14 protein-coding genes are annotated in these 16,532 nt (G+C 50.8%); 11 read left to right on the top strand and 3 right to left on the bottom strand.

Features of this window, described 5'->3' with window-relative positions; all coding sequences use genetic code 11:
• Nucleotides 1-256: 256 nt before the first annotated feature.
• From OGV74_RS12825 to OGV74_RS12790, 8 genes are all read left to right on the top strand, one after another.
• Entirely contained in the window at nt 257-1,333 is a 1,077-nt protein-coding gene (locus OGV74_RS12825) for a zinc-binding dehydrogenase (protein ID WP_003030686.1), read from the top strand.
• A gap of 26 nt (nt 1,334-1,359) precedes the next feature.
• A complete protein-coding gene (locus tag OGV74_RS12820; protein ID WP_286520901.1) occupies nt 1,360-2,739 on the top strand; it encodes an MFS transporter in 1,380 nt (459 codons plus the stop codon).
• Nucleotides 2,740-2,756: 17 nt separating this feature from the next.
• Nucleotides 2,757-3,800 carry an NAD(P)-dependent alcohol dehydrogenase gene (locus OGV74_RS12815; RefSeq protein ID WP_003030683.1) on the top strand — a complete coding sequence of 348 codons (1,044 nt, stop codon included), beginning with the start codon at nt 2,757-2,759 and terminating at the stop codon, nt 3,798-3,800.
• 24 nt (nt 3,801-3,824) lie between these two features.
• A complete protein-coding gene (locus OGV74_RS12810; RefSeq protein WP_048219048.1) occupies nt 3,825-4,661 on the top strand; it encodes a ketose-bisphosphate aldolase in 837 nt (278 codons plus the stop codon).
• Nucleotides 4,662-4,665: 4 nt separating this feature from the next.
• A complete protein-coding gene (locus tag OGV74_RS12805) occupies nt 4,666-5,613 on the top strand; it encodes a carbohydrate kinase family protein (protein WP_057064641.1) in 948 nt (315 codons plus the stop codon).
• 9 nt (nt 5,614-5,622) lie between these two features.
• Nucleotides 5,623-6,606 (top strand): NADH-dependent methylglyoxal reductase, encoded by a 984-nt coding sequence (ydjG, locus tag OGV74_RS12800; RefSeq protein WP_008320453.1) that lies wholly within the window; start codon nt 5,623-5,625, stop codon nt 6,604-6,606.
• A gap of 136 nt (nt 6,607-6,742) precedes the next feature.
• Nucleotides 6,743-7,501: a DeoR/GlpR family DNA-binding transcription regulator gene (locus OGV74_RS12795; protein ID WP_003030679.1), complete on the top strand. Its 759-nt coding sequence runs from the start codon at nt 6,743-6,745 to the stop codon at nt 7,499-7,501.
• Between the two features lie 140 nt (nt 7,502-7,641).
• Nucleotides 7,642-9,000, top strand: a complete 1,359-nt coding sequence (locus OGV74_RS12790; protein WP_086504253.1) for an MFS transporter — start codon at nt 7,642-7,644, stop codon at nt 8,998-9,000.
• A gap of 37 nt (nt 9,001-9,037) precedes the next feature.
• On the opposite strand, the gene pncA is transcribed toward OGV74_RS12790, so the two are convergent.
• The 3 genes from pncA to sppA are packed head-to-tail and all read right to left on the bottom strand — an operon-like array spanning nt 9,038 to nt 12,616.
• Nucleotides 9,038-9,676, bottom strand: coding sequence for a bifunctional nicotinamidase/pyrazinamidase (gene pncA, locus OGV74_RS12785; RefSeq protein ID WP_003840880.1), 639 nt, complete (start codon nt 9,674-9,676; stop codon nt 9,038-9,040).
• Between the two features lie 14 nt (nt 9,677-9,690).
• Nucleotides 9,691-10,707: an asparaginase gene (gene ansA, locus OGV74_RS12780; RefSeq protein ID WP_003030673.1), complete on the bottom strand. Its 1,017-nt coding sequence runs from the start codon at nt 10,705-10,707 to the stop codon at nt 9,691-9,693.
• Between the two features lie 55 nt (nt 10,708-10,762).
• Entirely contained in the window at nt 10,763-12,616 is a 1,854-nt protein-coding gene (gene sppA, locus OGV74_RS12775) for a signal peptide peptidase SppA (RefSeq protein WP_086504252.1), read from the bottom strand.
• A 175-nt stretch (nt 12,617-12,791) separates the two neighbouring features.
• Here sppA and OGV74_RS12770 point away from each other — a divergent pair, with 175 nt between their 5' ends.
• The 3 genes from OGV74_RS12770 to OGV74_RS12760 all read left to right on the top strand — a co-directional run bounded on the left by OGV74_RS12770 (nt 12,792) and on the right by OGV74_RS12760 (nt 16,454).
• Entirely contained in the window at nt 12,792-13,343 is a 552-nt protein-coding gene (locus OGV74_RS12770) for an NAD(P)H nitroreductase (RefSeq protein WP_003030670.1), read from the top strand.
• 116 nt (nt 13,344-13,459) lie between these two features.
• Nucleotides 13,460-14,503 (top strand): selenide, water dikinase SelD, encoded by a 1,044-nt coding sequence (selD, locus tag OGV74_RS12765; protein ID WP_003840882.1) that lies wholly within the window; start codon nt 13,460-13,462, stop codon nt 14,501-14,503.
• 4 nt (nt 14,504-14,507) lie between these two features.
• Nucleotides 14,508-16,454, top strand: a complete 1,947-nt coding sequence (locus tag OGV74_RS12760) for a DNA topoisomerase III (RefSeq protein WP_086504251.1) — start codon at nt 14,508-14,510, stop codon at nt 16,452-16,454.
• The last annotated feature ends 78 nt before the right edge of the window (nt 16,455-16,532 follow it).

Raw genomic sequence — 16,532 nt, 5'->3', positions numbered from 1 at the left:
GGAAATGGCGTGGCGAAAAAAACAGCATCCGCAGGTTAACAGTTTCATAACAGGAAAAATGCGAAGGGGTTCACGCCATTTTAGCGAAGCGGCTGCCAGGTTCACTTGGTTTTCAATTCATCTTTGCATTTATTTGTGATCTTGGTTGTGAAATGCAGATAATAATCTGTGTTTTAAAGATTTGATGTTGACCTCAAAAATTATATGGATAAGTATGATTGTCACTGATGCAAAACTGAACACAAAGGAAAATTCAATGAAAGCACTGGCAAGATTTGGCAAGGCCTTTGGCGGCTATAAGATGATTGATGTACCGGAACCGGTTTGTGGCCCGGATGACATCGTGATTGAAATCAAAGCGGCGGCTATCTGCGGCGCGGACATGAAACACTACAATGTTGATAGCGGTTCTGATCAATTTAACTCCATCCGCGGCCATGAGTTCGCCGGTAAAATTGTCCGCGTTGGCGACAAAGTTAAGGACTGGAAAGTCGGTCAGCGGGTGGTTTCTGACAATAGTGGACATGTCTGCGGTGTTTGCCCGGCCTGCGAACAGGGCGATTTTCTGTGTTGTACAGAAAAAGTGAACTTAGGTCTCGACAATAACACATGGGGCGGAGGGTTCTCTAAATATTGCCTGGTGCCGGGGGAAATCCTCAAAATTCACCGCCATGCGCTGTGGGAAATCCCACAAGGAGTTGATTATGAAGAAGCGGCGGTGCTGGATCCTATCTGTAACGCCTACAAATCTATTGCTCAGCAATCCAAATTCCTTCCCGGCCAGGACGTCGTGGTTTTCGGCACCGGCCCATTAGGGCTCTTTTCCGTGCAAATGGCGCGCATCATGGGGGCCGTAAATATCGTAATGGTCGGGCTGGAAGAGGACGTTGCCGTACGCTTCCCGATCGCCAAAGAGCTGGGGGCGACAGCTGTCGTTAACGGTTCGACCGAAGATGTGGTTGCACGCTGCCAGGAAATCTGCGGTAAAGACAATCTGGGGCTAGTCATTGAATGCTCTGGTGCCAATATCGCTCTGAAACAATCGATCGAAATGCTGCGCCCGAATGGTGAAGTCGTTCGCGTCGGCATGGGCTTTAAACCTCTCGATTTCTCCATCAACGACATCACCGCGTGGAACAAAAGCATCATTGGTCATATGGCCTACGATTCTACATCCTGGCGCAACGCCATACGCCTGCTGGCCAGCGGAGCGATCAAGGTCAAACCGATGATCACTCACCGTATCGGCCTGTCGCAATGGCGCGAAGGATTTGACGCCATGGTCAATAAAACCGCGATTAAAGTCATCATGACTTACGACTTTGATGAATAACATGTTTATTAAAAGGACGTTATCGCATGGAACAAATAGCAAAACCGCACTGCGGCGCCAGACTGGACAGGCTACCTGACTGTCGCTGGCATACGTCAATGTTTGCGATGGTTGCCTTCGGATTACTGGTTTGCTGGAGTAATGCCGTCGGCGGATTAATTCTCGCGCAGTTAAAAGAACTTGGCTGGACTGATAATTCCACCACCGCCACGTTCTCTGCCATTACGACGGCTGGAATGTTTCTCGGCGCGCTCGGTGGGGGAATTATTGGCGATAAAATCGGGCGTAAAAACGCATTTATTCTATATGAAGCGATTCATATTATTTCTATGATCGTGGGTGCGTTTTCACCCAATATGACCTTTCTGATCGCCTGCCGTTTTGTAATGGGAGTTGGATTAGGCGCGCTGTTAGTGACCTTATTTGCCGGGTTTACCGAATATATGCCTGGCAGAAATCGTGGTACATGGTCGAGTCGGGTCTCGTTTATCGGCAACTGGTCTTATCCACTCTGTTCGCTGATTGCGATGGGGCTGACGCCACTTATCAGCGCGGAATGGAACTGGCGTGTACAGTTGTTGATTCCTGCGGTGCTGTCGCTCATAGCAACGGTTATTGCCTGGCGCAGTTTCCCTGAGTCGCCTCGCTGGCTGGAGTCTCGCGGGCGCTACCAGGAAGCCGAAAAGGTGATGCGGGCAATTGAGGAAGGTGTCATTCGACAGACCGGTAGGCCGCTGCCACCAGTCGTAATAGATGATGATGGCAAACAACCGTGTTCTGTTCCGTACTCCGCATTATTAACAGGGGTGTTACTGAAGCGGGTTATTTTGGGTTCCTTTGTTCTGATTGCCATGAACGTCGTCCAGTACACCTTAATTAATTGGCTACCGACAATATTTATGACGCAGGGCATTAATCTGAAAGACTCCATTGTCTTAAATACCATGAGTATGTTCGGCGCGCCGTTTGGGATTTTTATCGCCATGCTGGTAATGGATAAAATTCCGAGAAAGACCATGGGTGTAGGGTTATTAGTGTTAATTGCCGTGCTGGGATATATCTATTCACTGCAAACCAGCATGCTGCTGATTACGCTAATTGGTTTCTTCCTGATTACTTTTGTCTATATGTACGTTTGCTATGCCTCGGCAGTCTATGTTCCGGAAATATGGCCAACCGAAGCGAAACTCCGCGGTTCTGGTCTGGCGAATGCAGTAGGGCGTATCAGTGGTATCGCTGCGCCTTATGCGGTCGCGGTATTGCTTAACGGTTATGGAGTGACGGGTGTATTTGTACTGCTGGGTGCGGTCTCCATTATTGTCGCTGTCGCCATTGCTACCATCGGAATTGAAACCAAAGGCGTCGCTGTCGAAAGTCTCGGTATTGATGCAGTTACCAGCAAATAATATTGATGGGAAATAAAATGAAAAATTCAAAAGCGATATTAAAAACGCCGGGCACGATGAAAATTATTGCCGCCGATATCCCGGTGCCAAAAGAGCACGAAGTGCTGATTAAAGTGGAATACGTTGGAATTTGTGGGTCAGATGTTCATGGTTTTGAATCGGGTCCTTTTATTCCGCCGAAAGATCCCAATCAGGAAATTGGTCTGGGGCATGAATGCGCCGGTACGGTGGTGGCAGTAGGGAACCGTGTGACTAAATTTAAACCCGGCGACCGGGTGAATATCGAACCGGGCGTGCCGTGCGGTCACTGCCGCTACTGCCTGGAAGGGAAATACAACATCTGCCCTGATGTTGACTTTATGGCCACGCAGCCTAATTATCGCGGCGCGCTAACCCACTATCTGTGCCATCCGGAGAGCTTCACTTACAAGTTGCCCGATAATATGGACACCATGGAAGGCGCGCTGGTAGAGCCCGCGGCGGTAGGGATGCATGCCGCAATGCTGGCGGACGTTAAACCGGGCAAGAAAATCGTCATTCTGGGGGCGGGCTGTATTGGTTTAATGACCCTGCAAGCCTGTAAATGTTTGGGTGCTACCGACATTGCGGTGGTTGATGTCCTGGAAAAGCGTCTGACCATGGCCGAGCAACTTGGCGCGACGACCGTGATCAACGGGGCGAAAGAGGACACCGTTGTCCGCTGCCAGCAGTTCTCCGGAGATATGGGGGCCGATATTGTTTTTGAAACCGCAGGTTCAGCGATCACTGTTAAGCAGGCTCCATATCTGGTAATGCGCGGCGGGAAAATCATGATCGTGGGTACTGTACCTGGTGATTCAGCGATTAATTTCCTCAAAATTAACCGTGAAGTGTCTATTCAGACCGTTTTCCGTTATGCCAACCGCTACCCGGTCACGATTGAAGCCATCTCCTCAGGGCGTTTTGATGTGAAGTCGATGGTGACGCATATTTACGATTATGAAGATGTTCAGCGCGCGTTTGATGAATCCGTTAATAACAAATGTGAAATTATCAAAGGCGTTATTAAAGTAAATTATTAATCTATTGAAATGGGAGAAATAACCATGCTGGCAGATATTAAATATTGGGAAAATGATGCTCAAAATAAACATTATGCAATTGCCCACTTTAACGTGTGGAATGCGGAAATGTTAATGGGAGTGATTGATGCGGCGGAAGAATCTAAATCGCCGGTAATTATCTCCTTCGGTACCGGCTTTGTGGGTAATACCTCGTTTGAAGATTTTTCGCATATGATGGTTTCTATGGCGAAAAAAGCCTCGGTGCCGGTTATTACCCACTGGGATCACGGACGCAGCATGGAGATAATCCATAACGCATGGGCCCACGGCATGAATTCACTGATGCGTGATGCTTCCGCTTTTGATTTCGAGGAGAATATTCGCCTGACCAAAGAGGCGGTCGATTTCTTCCACCCGCTGGGTATTCCCATCGAAGCAGAGCTGGGCCATGTGGGTAATGAAACGGTCTACGAAGAGGCGCTGGCGGGTTATCACTACACTGACCCAAGCCAGGCGGCTGAGTTTGTCGAGCGTACCGGCTGTGACTCGCTGGCGGTAGCGATTGGTAACCAGCACGGCGTCTACACCTCCGAACCGAAACTGAACTTTGACGTGGTTAAACGAGTGCGTCAGGCGGTATCCGTTCCGCTGGTGCTGCACGGCGCGTCCGGCATTAGCGACGCGGATATCAAAAAAGCCATTTCATTAGGCATTTCGAAAATCAATATTCACACCGAACTGTGCCAGGCCGCAATGGTGGCGGTGCAGGAGAACCAGGACCAGCCGTTCCTGCACGTTGAACGTGAAGTACGTAAAGCCGTAAAAGAGCGCGCGCTGGAGAAAATCAAATTGTTTGGTTCAGACGGTAAAGCGGAATGACAATATGGATAATATCGAGGTTATTTGTATAGGGGCGGCAATTGTTGATATTCCCTTGCAACCAGTGAGTAAAAATATCTTTGATGTTGAATCTTATCCATTAGAACGAATAGCTATGACCACGGGAGGTGACGCTATTAATGAGGCGACGATTATTTCTCGCCTCGGCCATCGCACGGCGTTAATTGGCCGGGTAGGTGACGATGCTGCGGGGCATTTTATTGTCGACCACTGCCGTCAGGAGAATATTGATATTATAAGCCTGAAGCAGGATGCTGATATTGATACTTCCATTAACGTGGGTTTAGTCACCGCTGATGGTGAACGCACCTTTGTGACTAACCGTAACGGCAGCTTATGGAAACTGAATATAAACGATGTTGATTTTGACCGTTTCTCTCAAGCAAAGCTGCTGTCGCTGGCGAGTATTTTTAATAGCCCGTTGTTGGATGGCGATGCACTGACGGCAATTTTCACGCAGGCGAAAGCGCATAAGCTCATTATCTGCGCGGATATGATTAAACCGCGACTGAATGAAACGCTGGACGATATCCGTGAAGCGCTGAGCTACGTGGATTATCTGTTTCCCAATTTTGAAGAGGCAAAACTGCTCACTGGGAAAGAGACGCTGGATGAGATTGCCGACAGTTTTCTGAACTGTGGCGTGAAAACCGTCGTGATTAAGACCGGCAAGAGAGGCTGTTTTATCAAGCGTGTTGACATGAAAATGGAGGTCCCGGCGGTGTCAGGAATTACCGCCATCGACACCATCGGCGCGGGGGATAACTTTGCTTCAGGATTTATCTCCGCGCTGCTAGAAGGCAAACCGCTTCGTGACTGCGCGCTGTTTGCTAATGCAACGGCGGCAATATCGGTACTGAGCGTGGGTGCCACGACGGGTGTGAAGAACAGAAAGCTGGTTGAACAACTTCTTGACGAATACGAAGGGTAATAGCGGCAGATGAAAATGATTCCTTTAGGAAGTACGGATATTACGCTTTCCCGCATGGGATTAGGCACATGGGCTATTGGCGGTGGTCCGGCATGGAATGGTGATCTCGATCTGCAGATTTGTATCGATACCATTGTTGAGGCGTATCGCTGCGGTATCAATCTGATTGATACCGCGCCAGGCTACAACTTTGGCAACAGTGAAGTGATTGTCGGTCAGGCGCTGAAAAAGCTGCCGCGCAGCGAGGTAGTGGTTGAAACCAAATGCGGCATCGTCTGGGAGCGAACAGGCAGCCTGTTTAACAAAGTGGGCGATCGCCAGCTGTATAAAAACCTTACGCCTGAGTCTATTCGCGAAGAGGTTGATGCCAGCCTGCAAAGATTGGGCATCGACAGTATTGATATCTATATGACCCACTGGCAGTCGGTCGAACCCTGTTTTACGCCGATTGCGGAAACCGTAGACACGCTGAACGCACTGAAAAAAGAGGGGAAAATCCGTTCGATTGGTGCGGCGAACGTCAATGCCGGGCATATCAGGGAGTATCTCAAACACGGTGAGCTGGATATTATCCAGGCTAAGTACAGCATTCTTGACCGGGCGCTGGAAGCTGAACTGCTGCCGCTATGCCAGCAGAATGGCATCATCGTGCAGGTCTATTCACCGCTTGAGCAGGGGTTGTTGACCGGTACTATCGCCCGAGATTATGTTCCTGGCGGCGCGCGGGCTAACAAGGTCTGGTTTCAGCGGGAAAATATGCTGCGGGTGATTGATATGCTAGGGCAGTGGCAGCCGCTGTGTGAAAAATACCGCTGCACAATCCCCGCACTAGCTCTGGCGTGGATTTTAAAGCAAAGCGATTTGATCACCTTACTGAGTGGCGCAACCGCACCTGAACAGGTTCGCGAGAATGTCGAGGCGTTAACCATTCCCCTGACAGATGATGATTCATTATTGATGAGGCGAATGGCGGAAGCGTTGGATATAAATTAATTCAGATAGGATTGACCTCTGTTTCTGTGTAAAAGAGTATTAAAATCTGTGATTCAGACATGTTCTTTTGAAAATAAATATAGCCTGTGAGATACTAGGGTCTTATTATTACTTTGCAGGAAACAGAGGTATCATCGTGGCGGCAAAAGACAGGATTCAGGCCATTAAGCAAATGGTGGCTAACGATAAGAAAGTGGTGGTATCTAATTTAAGTTCAATCTTTCAGGTGACTGAGGAAACGATTCGCCGCGATCTTGAAAAACTGGAAGATGAAGGTTTTTTGACCCGAACATATGGTGGTGCAGTGCTCAATACCACCGCGTTGTCCGACAATATTCATTTTTATAAGCGTGCAAAATCTTTCTTCGAAGAAAAGCAGATCATTGCACGTAATGCATTACCGTTTATTAAAAATAAGACCACAATGGCTGCCGACTCCAGCAGTACCGCGATGGAATTATTAAAGCTGTTGAAGGAAAGAAACGATCTGACGTTGCTTACCAATTCGGCTGAAGCATTTCATGAGCTGGCGCAGTCAGAAATTAACGTGGTTTCTACTGGCGGTGAGCTGAATAAGAATACGCTGTCGCTGCAGGGAAGAATCACCAAGGAGATTATCAGCCGCTATCATGTTGATATCATGGTGATGAGCTGCAAAGGTTTGGATATGCAGAGTGGGGCGCTTGATTCTAATGAAGCGGAAGCGGAAATCAAAAAAACCATGATCCGCCAGGCGACTGAGGTGGCCTTGTTAGTTGATCACTCAAAGTTTGATCGTAAAGCTTTCGTTCAGCTAGTGGACTTTAGCCATATTAATTACCTAATAACCAATAAGGCACCGGGTGCAGAGTGGATTGCATTTTGCAAAGAGAATAATATTCAACTCGTTTATTAACTATAGCGAGGGTTGTGTCGATATTATTCTAGTTTGCACCTGGGAAATGCCATAAGAATCTAATGATGATGGATGGCGCGGCAAAATTGCTTCTGCCGCGATCGCCATACTTTCTATTTAGCTGAATTTGAGGCATCCAGATGGAACAATGTGACCCTATCGGCGCAAGATTAGATCGCTTACCTTTATCTCGATTTCATTTTCGTATTTTCGGCATTATTAGTTTTAGTTTGTTAACAACCGGTTTTCTCAGCTATTCCGGGAATGTGGTATTAGCAAAATTAGTCAACACTGGCTGGTCAAACAATTATCTAAATGCCGCGTTTACCTCAGCGCTGATGTTCGGCTACTTTATCGGTTCACTAGCCGGCGGCTTTATTGGTGATTATCTCGGTCGACGCAAAGCGTTCCGTATCAATTTGTTAATCGTCGGGGCCTCAGCCTGCGCTGCAACGTTTGTGCCCAACATGTACTGGCTTATCTTCTTCCGCTGTCTGATGGGGATTGGAATGGGGGCGCTAATTATGGTGGGCTATGCCTCATTTACAGAATTCATTCCACCCGCGGTACGTGGGAAATGGTCTGCCCGTCTGTCATTTGTCGGCAACTGGGCACCAATGCTATCTGCGGCAATTGGCGTCGTGATCATTGCACTTTTAAGCTGGCGGGTGATGTTTCTGCTCGGTGGCATGGCAATGCTGTTGGCCTGGTATCTGTCAGGAAAATACTATATTGAATCCCCACGTTGGCTGGCTGGTAAAGGGAAGAGAAGCGAAGCTGAAAAACATCTTATGCAGGTTGAATCGCAAATTGAGCTAGAAAAAAACATCACTTTACCATCCTGCCGGAACGAATGCCCGTCGGCGGATTTAAGCACGGCAAGTGGTTCATTTTGGCTATTGTTTAAGGGGCCAATGTTGCGCTGTACACTGGTGGCGATCACGGTGCTTATCGCAATGAATATTTCGCTCTACACCATTACGGTATGGATCCCGACTATATTTGTTAATTCGGGAATCGATGTAACGAAATCCATATTTATGACCGCGATAATTATGATTGGCGCGCCAGTTGGGATATTTATTGCCGCGTTAATTATCGATCGCTTTCCACGGCGATTGTTTGGCTCATTCTTGTTGATTATTATCGCATTGCTCGGGTATTTCTATTCACTTCAAACTGAAGAGTGGGCCATTCTGAGCTACGGGCTGGTGATGATTTTTTTTCTGTATATGTATGTCTGCTTTGCCTCTGCAGTTTATGTCCCAGAACTATGGCCCACGCACCTAAGATTGAGAGGATCAGGTTTTGTTAATGCGGTGGGAAGGATTGTCGCTGTGTTTACGCCCTATGGCGTCGCTATTATGTTGACCCGCTATGGATCCATTACGGTCTTTATCGTGTTAGGAGTAATGTTGGTTCTATGCGCGCTGATTCTTTTTTGTTTTGGCATCGAAACACGCAAAGTATCGCTGGAAGAGATTTCAGCGCTGGCCTGAGATAACGCGCCGACAGGAGTGACCCTGTCGGCATCGCTTACGGTTGGGTTTCCAGCCAGTCGTCCAACGTATACAGCGTTGCACCCGCCGCCGCCATTTCTATAAAGGCGTTTGCACTGTCTTGGGGTTGAATATTAACCCCACGGCAGCCGTCGGTAATAACGCTGACGGTGTAGCCAAGATCGAGCGCATCCAGTACGGTGAATTTAACGCAATAGTCGGTTGCCAGACCCATGATGATGAGCTCGGCAATGCGGCGTTCGAGTAGCCATGCATTCAGCGCGGTAGCCTGACGACGACCGTTATCAAAAAACGCACTATAGCTGTCGACCAGCGGGTTCTCACCTTTAGTGAACGTTTGAGTTATCGCACGCTGGTTCAGCAGCGGATGCAGGGCTGCACCTGCGCTGTTTTGTACGCAATGATCGGGCCAGAATGTCTGCGCCAGTCCATCGAGTTGTCCCTGGCTGTAGGGCTCGACCTGATGCTGGCTGGCAAAACTGCCGTGATTAGCCGGGTGCCAGTCCAGACTGGCAACGACCATGTCGCCGCGTAAGGCACACCAGTCAATCAGACGGTTGGCAATATCGATTGTGCTGTCACCTTGTGGGACCGCGAGGGCACCACCGGCACAAAAGTCATTTTGTAAATCGACCAACAGTAAGGCTCGGGCCATGGGCATAGACTCCTTTAATCGTCAGGCGTGAGCTCACCACGCAGATTTTGCGTCATCGCTTCACGGATCGTCTGCGTATCCAGTCCCTGACTCAGCAAATAGTGCAGTTTGGTGAGTGTGGCTTCGACGGTCATATCCGCGCCGCCAATCACGCCAGCATGCGCTAGCGCATTGCCTGTCGCGTAGCCCCCCATGTTCACCTTGCCGGACATACACTGCGTAAGGTTCACCACCACAATGCCACGCGAACTCGCATCTTCAAGTTCTTTCAGGAACTCTTTATTCTGCGGCGCATTCCCCACGCCGTAGGAGCGCAAAATTAATGCTTTTACAGGTTGGCGCAGGAAGTTGCGTACTACATCAGCGGAGATCCCAGGATAAATGGTGACCACGCCAATCGGTTGCGGAGTGATAGGATGCACAATCAACTCACCTGTACCGTGAGGTGCGGGCGGAGTTCCCAGCCGACGAATGTGGATCCCGGCTTCCAGCAGTGGTGCAAGGTTGGGTGAGGCAAACGCGTCAAAACCATCAGCATGCGCTTTAGTGGTCCGATTGCCGCGAAACAATCGATTGTTGAAAAACAGGGTAACTTCATTGATCGGGTAATTTGCTGCAACGTACAACGCATTCAGCAAATTGATTTGTCCGTCAGAACGTAGCTCTGCCAATGGGATTTGTGACCCTGTCACAATGACCGGCTTGCCCAGATTCTCCAGCATAAAAGAGAGCGCCGAAGCCGTAAACGCCATGGTGTCAGTGCCGTGCAGAATGACAAAACCATCGTAATCGTCGTAGTGCGCTTTAATGTCTTCCGCAATATGCTGCCAGTCTTCCGGCGTCATATCGGAGGAATCCATCAGCGGGGCGTATTCGTGGATGGTGAAGTCTGGCATCTCCGGACGGTGGAATTCAGGCATCAATGCCAGCTGGCGCTGCAGATGACCGGAAACGGGAATATAACCCTGTTCTGAGCGCTGCATACCAATGGTACCGCCGGTATAGGCAACGTAAATTGATTTTTTCTGCATGACTTTTCTTCTGTCTCAAAGAAAACCCCTCTTCATCCCGAAGAGGGGTCAATAGTTAGCGAACGTTGGCGCAGGTCAGGCAAAACGCATAGCGGTTTTGCGGATCGTTGAATGCGGCCAGCTTATCGCTTTCGGCTTTTACTGCACTGGCCGCAGAGGCCAGCGGTGGTGGGAGCATAGCCTGAATGACGTCAGGCAGCATGGCACGAACGGAGCCTGACATGCTGTCCATCACCATATCAACGAATGTCGGTTCGTCCTGATAATACTCAATGTGCCATTGTTTCAGTTTGGCCAGCTCAGCCGCTTTCGCCACGGCGTCATCAAAATCACCCAGACTGTCTACCAGACCGTTGGCTTTCGCATCCTGGCCGGTCCAGACGTGGCCCTGCGCGATTTTGTCAATCTGCTCAGGCGTTGTCTTACGCGCATCTGCGACCAGTGTGATAAAGCGCTTATAGCCGTTCTCGATGCTCAGTTGCATCATTTGCTGCACTTCTGGTGGTAACGCTTTGGTGATGGAGATATCCGCCAGTGGGGATGTCGCCACGCCGTCGGTGTGTACGCCAATGGAATCCAGACTGTTTTCCACGGTGTTGATCACGCCAAAGATGCCGATTGAACCGGTCAGCGTGCTGGGGTTCGCCACAATGTAGCTTGCTGGGGTGGAGATCCAGTACCCACCGGATGCCGCCATGCCGCCCATGGACACCACAACCGGTTTACCCGCCGTTTTTGCCGCAGCCAGCTCAGCACGAATGACTTCGGAGGCACTGACGCTGCCGCCAGGGCTGTTCACGCGCAGAACAATGGCTTTCACTTTCGGATCAAGACGGGCTTCGCGGATCTGCGCGGCAGTCGTGTCACCGCCCACATTCCCAGGGGTTTCTTCACCGTCCATAATCGCGCCATTGGCGAAGATAACGCCAATGCTGTCTCCAGTATCCGCTGGCGTTTTCAGTGAGTAATCGTAATAGCTGACAGCGCGATAATTTTTATCCGCTTTGCTCCAGCCAAACTGTTTGGTCAGCATTTTTTCGACTTCGGCGCTGGAGGCCAGTGCATCCACCAGTTTGTTGTCGAGCGCATATTTCGCGGTATCACCATCGACTTTTGTCAAACCGTCCAGCATGGCCTGTGCGCCCGGGAACACCTGCTGAGCAGGGATCTGGCGATTGGCAGCAACCGTATCGAGATAGTTCTGCCACAGCTCGCCGATCCAGCGGCTGTCGGCTTCACGCGCGGCAGGAGACATATCATCACGGATAAACGGTTCTACGGCAGACTTATAAGTCCCGACACGGAACACGTGCGTGGAAACTTTCAGCTTGTCGAGCAGGGACTTGTAGTACAAACCGTTGGTGGCAAAGCCGTGCAGATCAACGGAACCCTGTGGAGAAAGATAAATTTTATTGGCGAAACTGGCGAGGTAGTACTGCCCCTGGCTGAAGTTATCGCCTACGGCAAAGACCGGTTTGCCGCTGTCGCGGAATTCCCGCAGCGCTTTACCGATATACTGCATGGAAGGCTGGTCGGCCCCGGCAAAATTTTTCAGATCCATCACAATGCCGGTGATGTTGCGATCATCTTTTGCCTGGCGAATAGTATTCACGATATCGAACAGGGAGTTTTCCTGCAGGCGATCGGAACTGGCACCAAACAGCTGACGACCAATAACGCTTAAGCGACTGGTGCTCGACGGCTTATCGACAATCACCCCCGAGATATCCAGCAGCAGTGCGCCTCGCTCAGCGTGTTCACTGGTATTGCTGCTGACCTGCATCCAGATACCCACGCCCACCAGCACCAAGAAGATGAAGAACAGGTTAAGCACAAATTCACGGACGAAATTAAGTAATCGCCACGTCCATTTAAAAAATCCGGCAATAAATCGCCACAGGGTTCGCATGTATTCTCCCTACCGATTAACAACACGCCATCCCGAAATCCCGGAGAAAGGCGATAAGATGAGGCTATCGTAATGACCAGACAGGCACTTGTCAGCAGGAATCACCGCCTGTGCTGTAACAAAATCCGCTCACGTGTTAATTTTGTGAACAAATCTCATTGTTGGAGTTAAGCAAATGGATGCACTCGAATTACTTATCACCCGTCGTAGCGCTTCTCGTCTTGTCGAGCCGGCCCCGGCCGGAGAGCAACTGCAAAACATTCTGCGGGCGGGAATGCGCGCACCGGACCACAAAACGCTGCAACCGTGGCAATTCTATGTCATTGAGGGTGAAGGGCGTGAACGCTTTAGCACCGTACTTGAGAAAGGCGCGATTGCCGCAGGTAGCGATGAGAAAGCTCAGGAAAAAGCGCGCAACGCACCGTTTCGCGCGCCGCTGATTATTACCGTGGTGGCGAAATGTGAAGAAAACGACAAGGTTCCTCTGTGGGAACAAGAAATGTCTGCCGGTTGTGCGGTGATGGCTATGCAGATGGCCGCAATTGCCCAGGGCTTTGGCGGTATCTGGCGCAGTGGTGCATTAACCGAAAGTGCGGTCGTTCGTGAAGCATTCGACTGTCGCCCGCAAGATAAAATCGTCGGTTTCCTCTATCTGGGTACACCGCAGCTAAAAGCATCCACGACGATCAACCTTGCCGATCCGAGCGCATTCGTCCGTTATTTCTGATATCAACGGCAAAACTGTCTGGATTCTGAGCAAAGACACTCGAATTCAGACAGTCACTCTTACCACATCATGGAATGAGCGCTACCATATCCGGATTGCAATGACAGGAGATGTCCATGAGCGAGCAAGCTATTCGTTTAACGCAATACAGCCACGGAGCCGGTTGCGGTTGTAAAATTTCCCCAAAAGTGCTGGAAACCATCCTGCACAGCGAGCAGGCGAAGTTTGTTGATCCGAACTTACTGGTGGGTAATGAAACTCGCGACGACGCGGCCGTATACGATTTGGGAAACGGCACCAGTGTTATCAGCACCACCGATTTCTTTATGCCGATTGTCGATAATCCGTTTGATTTTGGCCGCATCGCCGCCACTAACGCCATCAGCGATATTTTCGCCATGGGCGGCAAACCGATTATGGCAATTGCTATTCTGGGCTGGCCGCTGGATAAGCTGGCGCCGGAAATCGCCCGCGAAGTCACCGAAGGCGGACGTTTTGCCTGCCGTCAGGCGGGTATTGCGCTGGCGGGCGGCCACTCTATCGATGCCCCAGAGCCTATCTTTGGCCTTGCGGTAACTGGCGTTGTGCCGACCGAACGCGTGAAGAAAAACAGCACCGCAGAGGCAGGGTGTAAGTTATTCCTGACCAAGCCTCTGGGGATTGGCGTTCTGACGACAGCAGAGAAAAAATCACTACTGAAGGAAGAACACAAAGGACTGGCGACAGAAGTGATGTGTCGGATGAACATTGCCGGTGCGGCATTCGCCGATATCGACGGCGTGAAAGCCATGACCGACGTTACCGGTTTTGGTCTGCTGGGGCATCTGAGTGAAATGTGTCAGGGCGCAGGCGTTCAGGCGCAAATTATCTACCAGGATATTCCTAAGCTGCCTGGCGTTGAAGAATACATCGCGCAAGGTGCGGTACCCGGCGGTACCCAACGTAACTTTGCCAGCTACGGACACCTGATGGGTGAAATGCCGCAATCGGTACGCGATCTGTTGTGTGATCCGCAAACTTCCGGTGGCCTACTGCTGGCGGTAACGCCGGAAGCTGAAGCCGAAGTGAAAGCGGCAGCGGCGCAGTTCGGTATCGATCTCACCGCCATTGGTGAGTTAGTGGAAGCTCGTGGCGGTCGCGCCATGGTTGAGATTCGTTAACTCGATGCGGTTGTTTATTGCCGAAAAACCAAGTCTGGCGCGTGCTATCGCCGATGTGCTGCCAAAGCCGCATCGCAAAGGCGATGGTTTTATCGAATGCGGAAATGGACAAGTGGTGACCTGGTGTATTGGTCACCTGCTTGAACAGGCGCAGCCGGATGCCTACGACAGTCGTTATGCTCGCTGGAGTCTGGTCGATCTGCCGATTGTCCCGGAAAAGTGGCAACTGCAACCGCGCCCCTCGGTGACCAAACAGCTCAACGTCATTAAGCGCTTTTTGCATGAGGCCAGCGAAGTTATTCACGCCGGTGACCCCGATCGTGAAGGGCAGTTGCTGGTGGATGAAGTGCTGGATTACCTGCAACTGGCGCCTGAAAAGCGCCAGAAGGTGCAGCGTTGCCTGATTAACGACCTCAACCCGCAGGCCGTTGAGCGGGCTATTGAGCGGCTGCGCGCCAACAGTGAGTTTATTCCGCTGTGCGTGTCGGCACTGGCGCGAGCGCGTGCGGACTGGTTGTACGGTATCAATATGACGCGCGCTTACACCATTCTCGGACGTAACGCGGGCTATCAGGGCGTACTTTCGGTCGGGCGCGTACAAACGCCGGTGCTCGGGCTGGTTGTGCGTCGTGATGAAGAGATTGAGAACTTCGTCGCCAAAGACTTCTTTGAAGTGAAAGCGCATATCGTAACGCCCGCCGATGAGCGGTTTACCGCTATCTGGCAGCCGAGTGAAGCGTGTGAGCCGTATCAGGATGAAGAAGGGCGCTTGCTGAATCGCACGCTGGCTGAACACGTGGTGAACCGAATTAACGGTCAACCGGCGATAGTCACCAGCTATAACGATAAACGGGAATCAGAATCTGCGCCGTTACCGTTCTCGCTGTCGGCGTTGCAGATTGAAGCGGCGAAGCGCTTCGGTTTAAGTGCGCAAAACGTTCTGGATATCTGCCAGAAGTTGTATGAAACCCATAAGTTGATTACCTATCCGCGTTCGGATAGCCGTTATCTGCCGGAAGAGCACTTTGCCGGACGTCATGCGGTACTGAACGCGATTAGCGTCCATGCACCGGATCTGCTCCCGCAACCGGCGGTCAATCCCGATACGCGAAATCGCTGTTGGGACGACAAAAAAGTGGATGCGCACCATGCCATCATTCCTACCGCGCGCAGTTCGTCCATCAATCTGAATGACAACGAAGCGAAAATTTACAACCTGATTGCCCGTCAGTATCTGATGCAATTTTGCGCAGATGCGGTATTCAGGAAGTGCATTATTGAGCTGGATATTGCCAAAGGCAAGTTTGTCGCTAAAGCGCGTTTTCTGGCGGAAGCCGGATGGCGCACGCTGCTTGGCAATAAAGAGCGCGACGAAGATAATGACGGGACGCCGCTGCCGGTGGTGGCAAAAGATGACGAACTGCTGTGCGAAAAAGGCGAAGTGGTTGAACGTCAGACTCAACCACCACGTCACTTTACCGATGCCACGCTGCTGTCAGCGATGACCGGGATTGCGCGATTCGTGCAGGATAAAGATCTGAAAAAGATCCTGCGCGCAACGGATGGTTTAGGTACGGAAGCGACGCGCGCCGGTATTATCGAACTGCTGTTTAAGCGCGGGTTCCTGGTGAAAAAAGGACGGTATATCCATTCTACCGACGCGGGAAAAGCGCTGTTCCACTCGTTGCCAGAAATGGCGACGCGTCCGGACATGACCGCGCACTGGGAATCTATCCTGACCCAAATCAGCGAAAAGCAATGTCGCTATCAGGATTTCATGCAGCCGCTGGTGGGGACGCTGTATCAGCTTATCGATCAGGCGCGCAGCACACCGGTACGACGCTTTCGTGGAATTGCTGCACCTGGCGGCAGTGGTGGCGATAAGAAAAAGGGTGCGCCGCGTAAACGTCCGGCGAAAAAAAGCCCGCCATCTGAAGAGGCGGGTCTGTAAGTTTGTAGGCCTGATAAGCATAGCGCATCAGGCATAGCCGGATGCGGCACCCGTGCCTTATCCGGCCTACGGGCCTGC

Origin of the sequence: Citrobacter sp. Cf116 (genome assembly GCF_030336505.1) — a bacterium.
GTDB classification, from domain to species: domain Bacteria; phylum Pseudomonadota; class Gammaproteobacteria; order Enterobacterales; family Enterobacteriaceae; genus Citrobacter; species Citrobacter freundii.
Note: the sequence above shows the minus strand (reverse complement) of the source record. Positions and strands in the feature narration are given on the sequence as shown.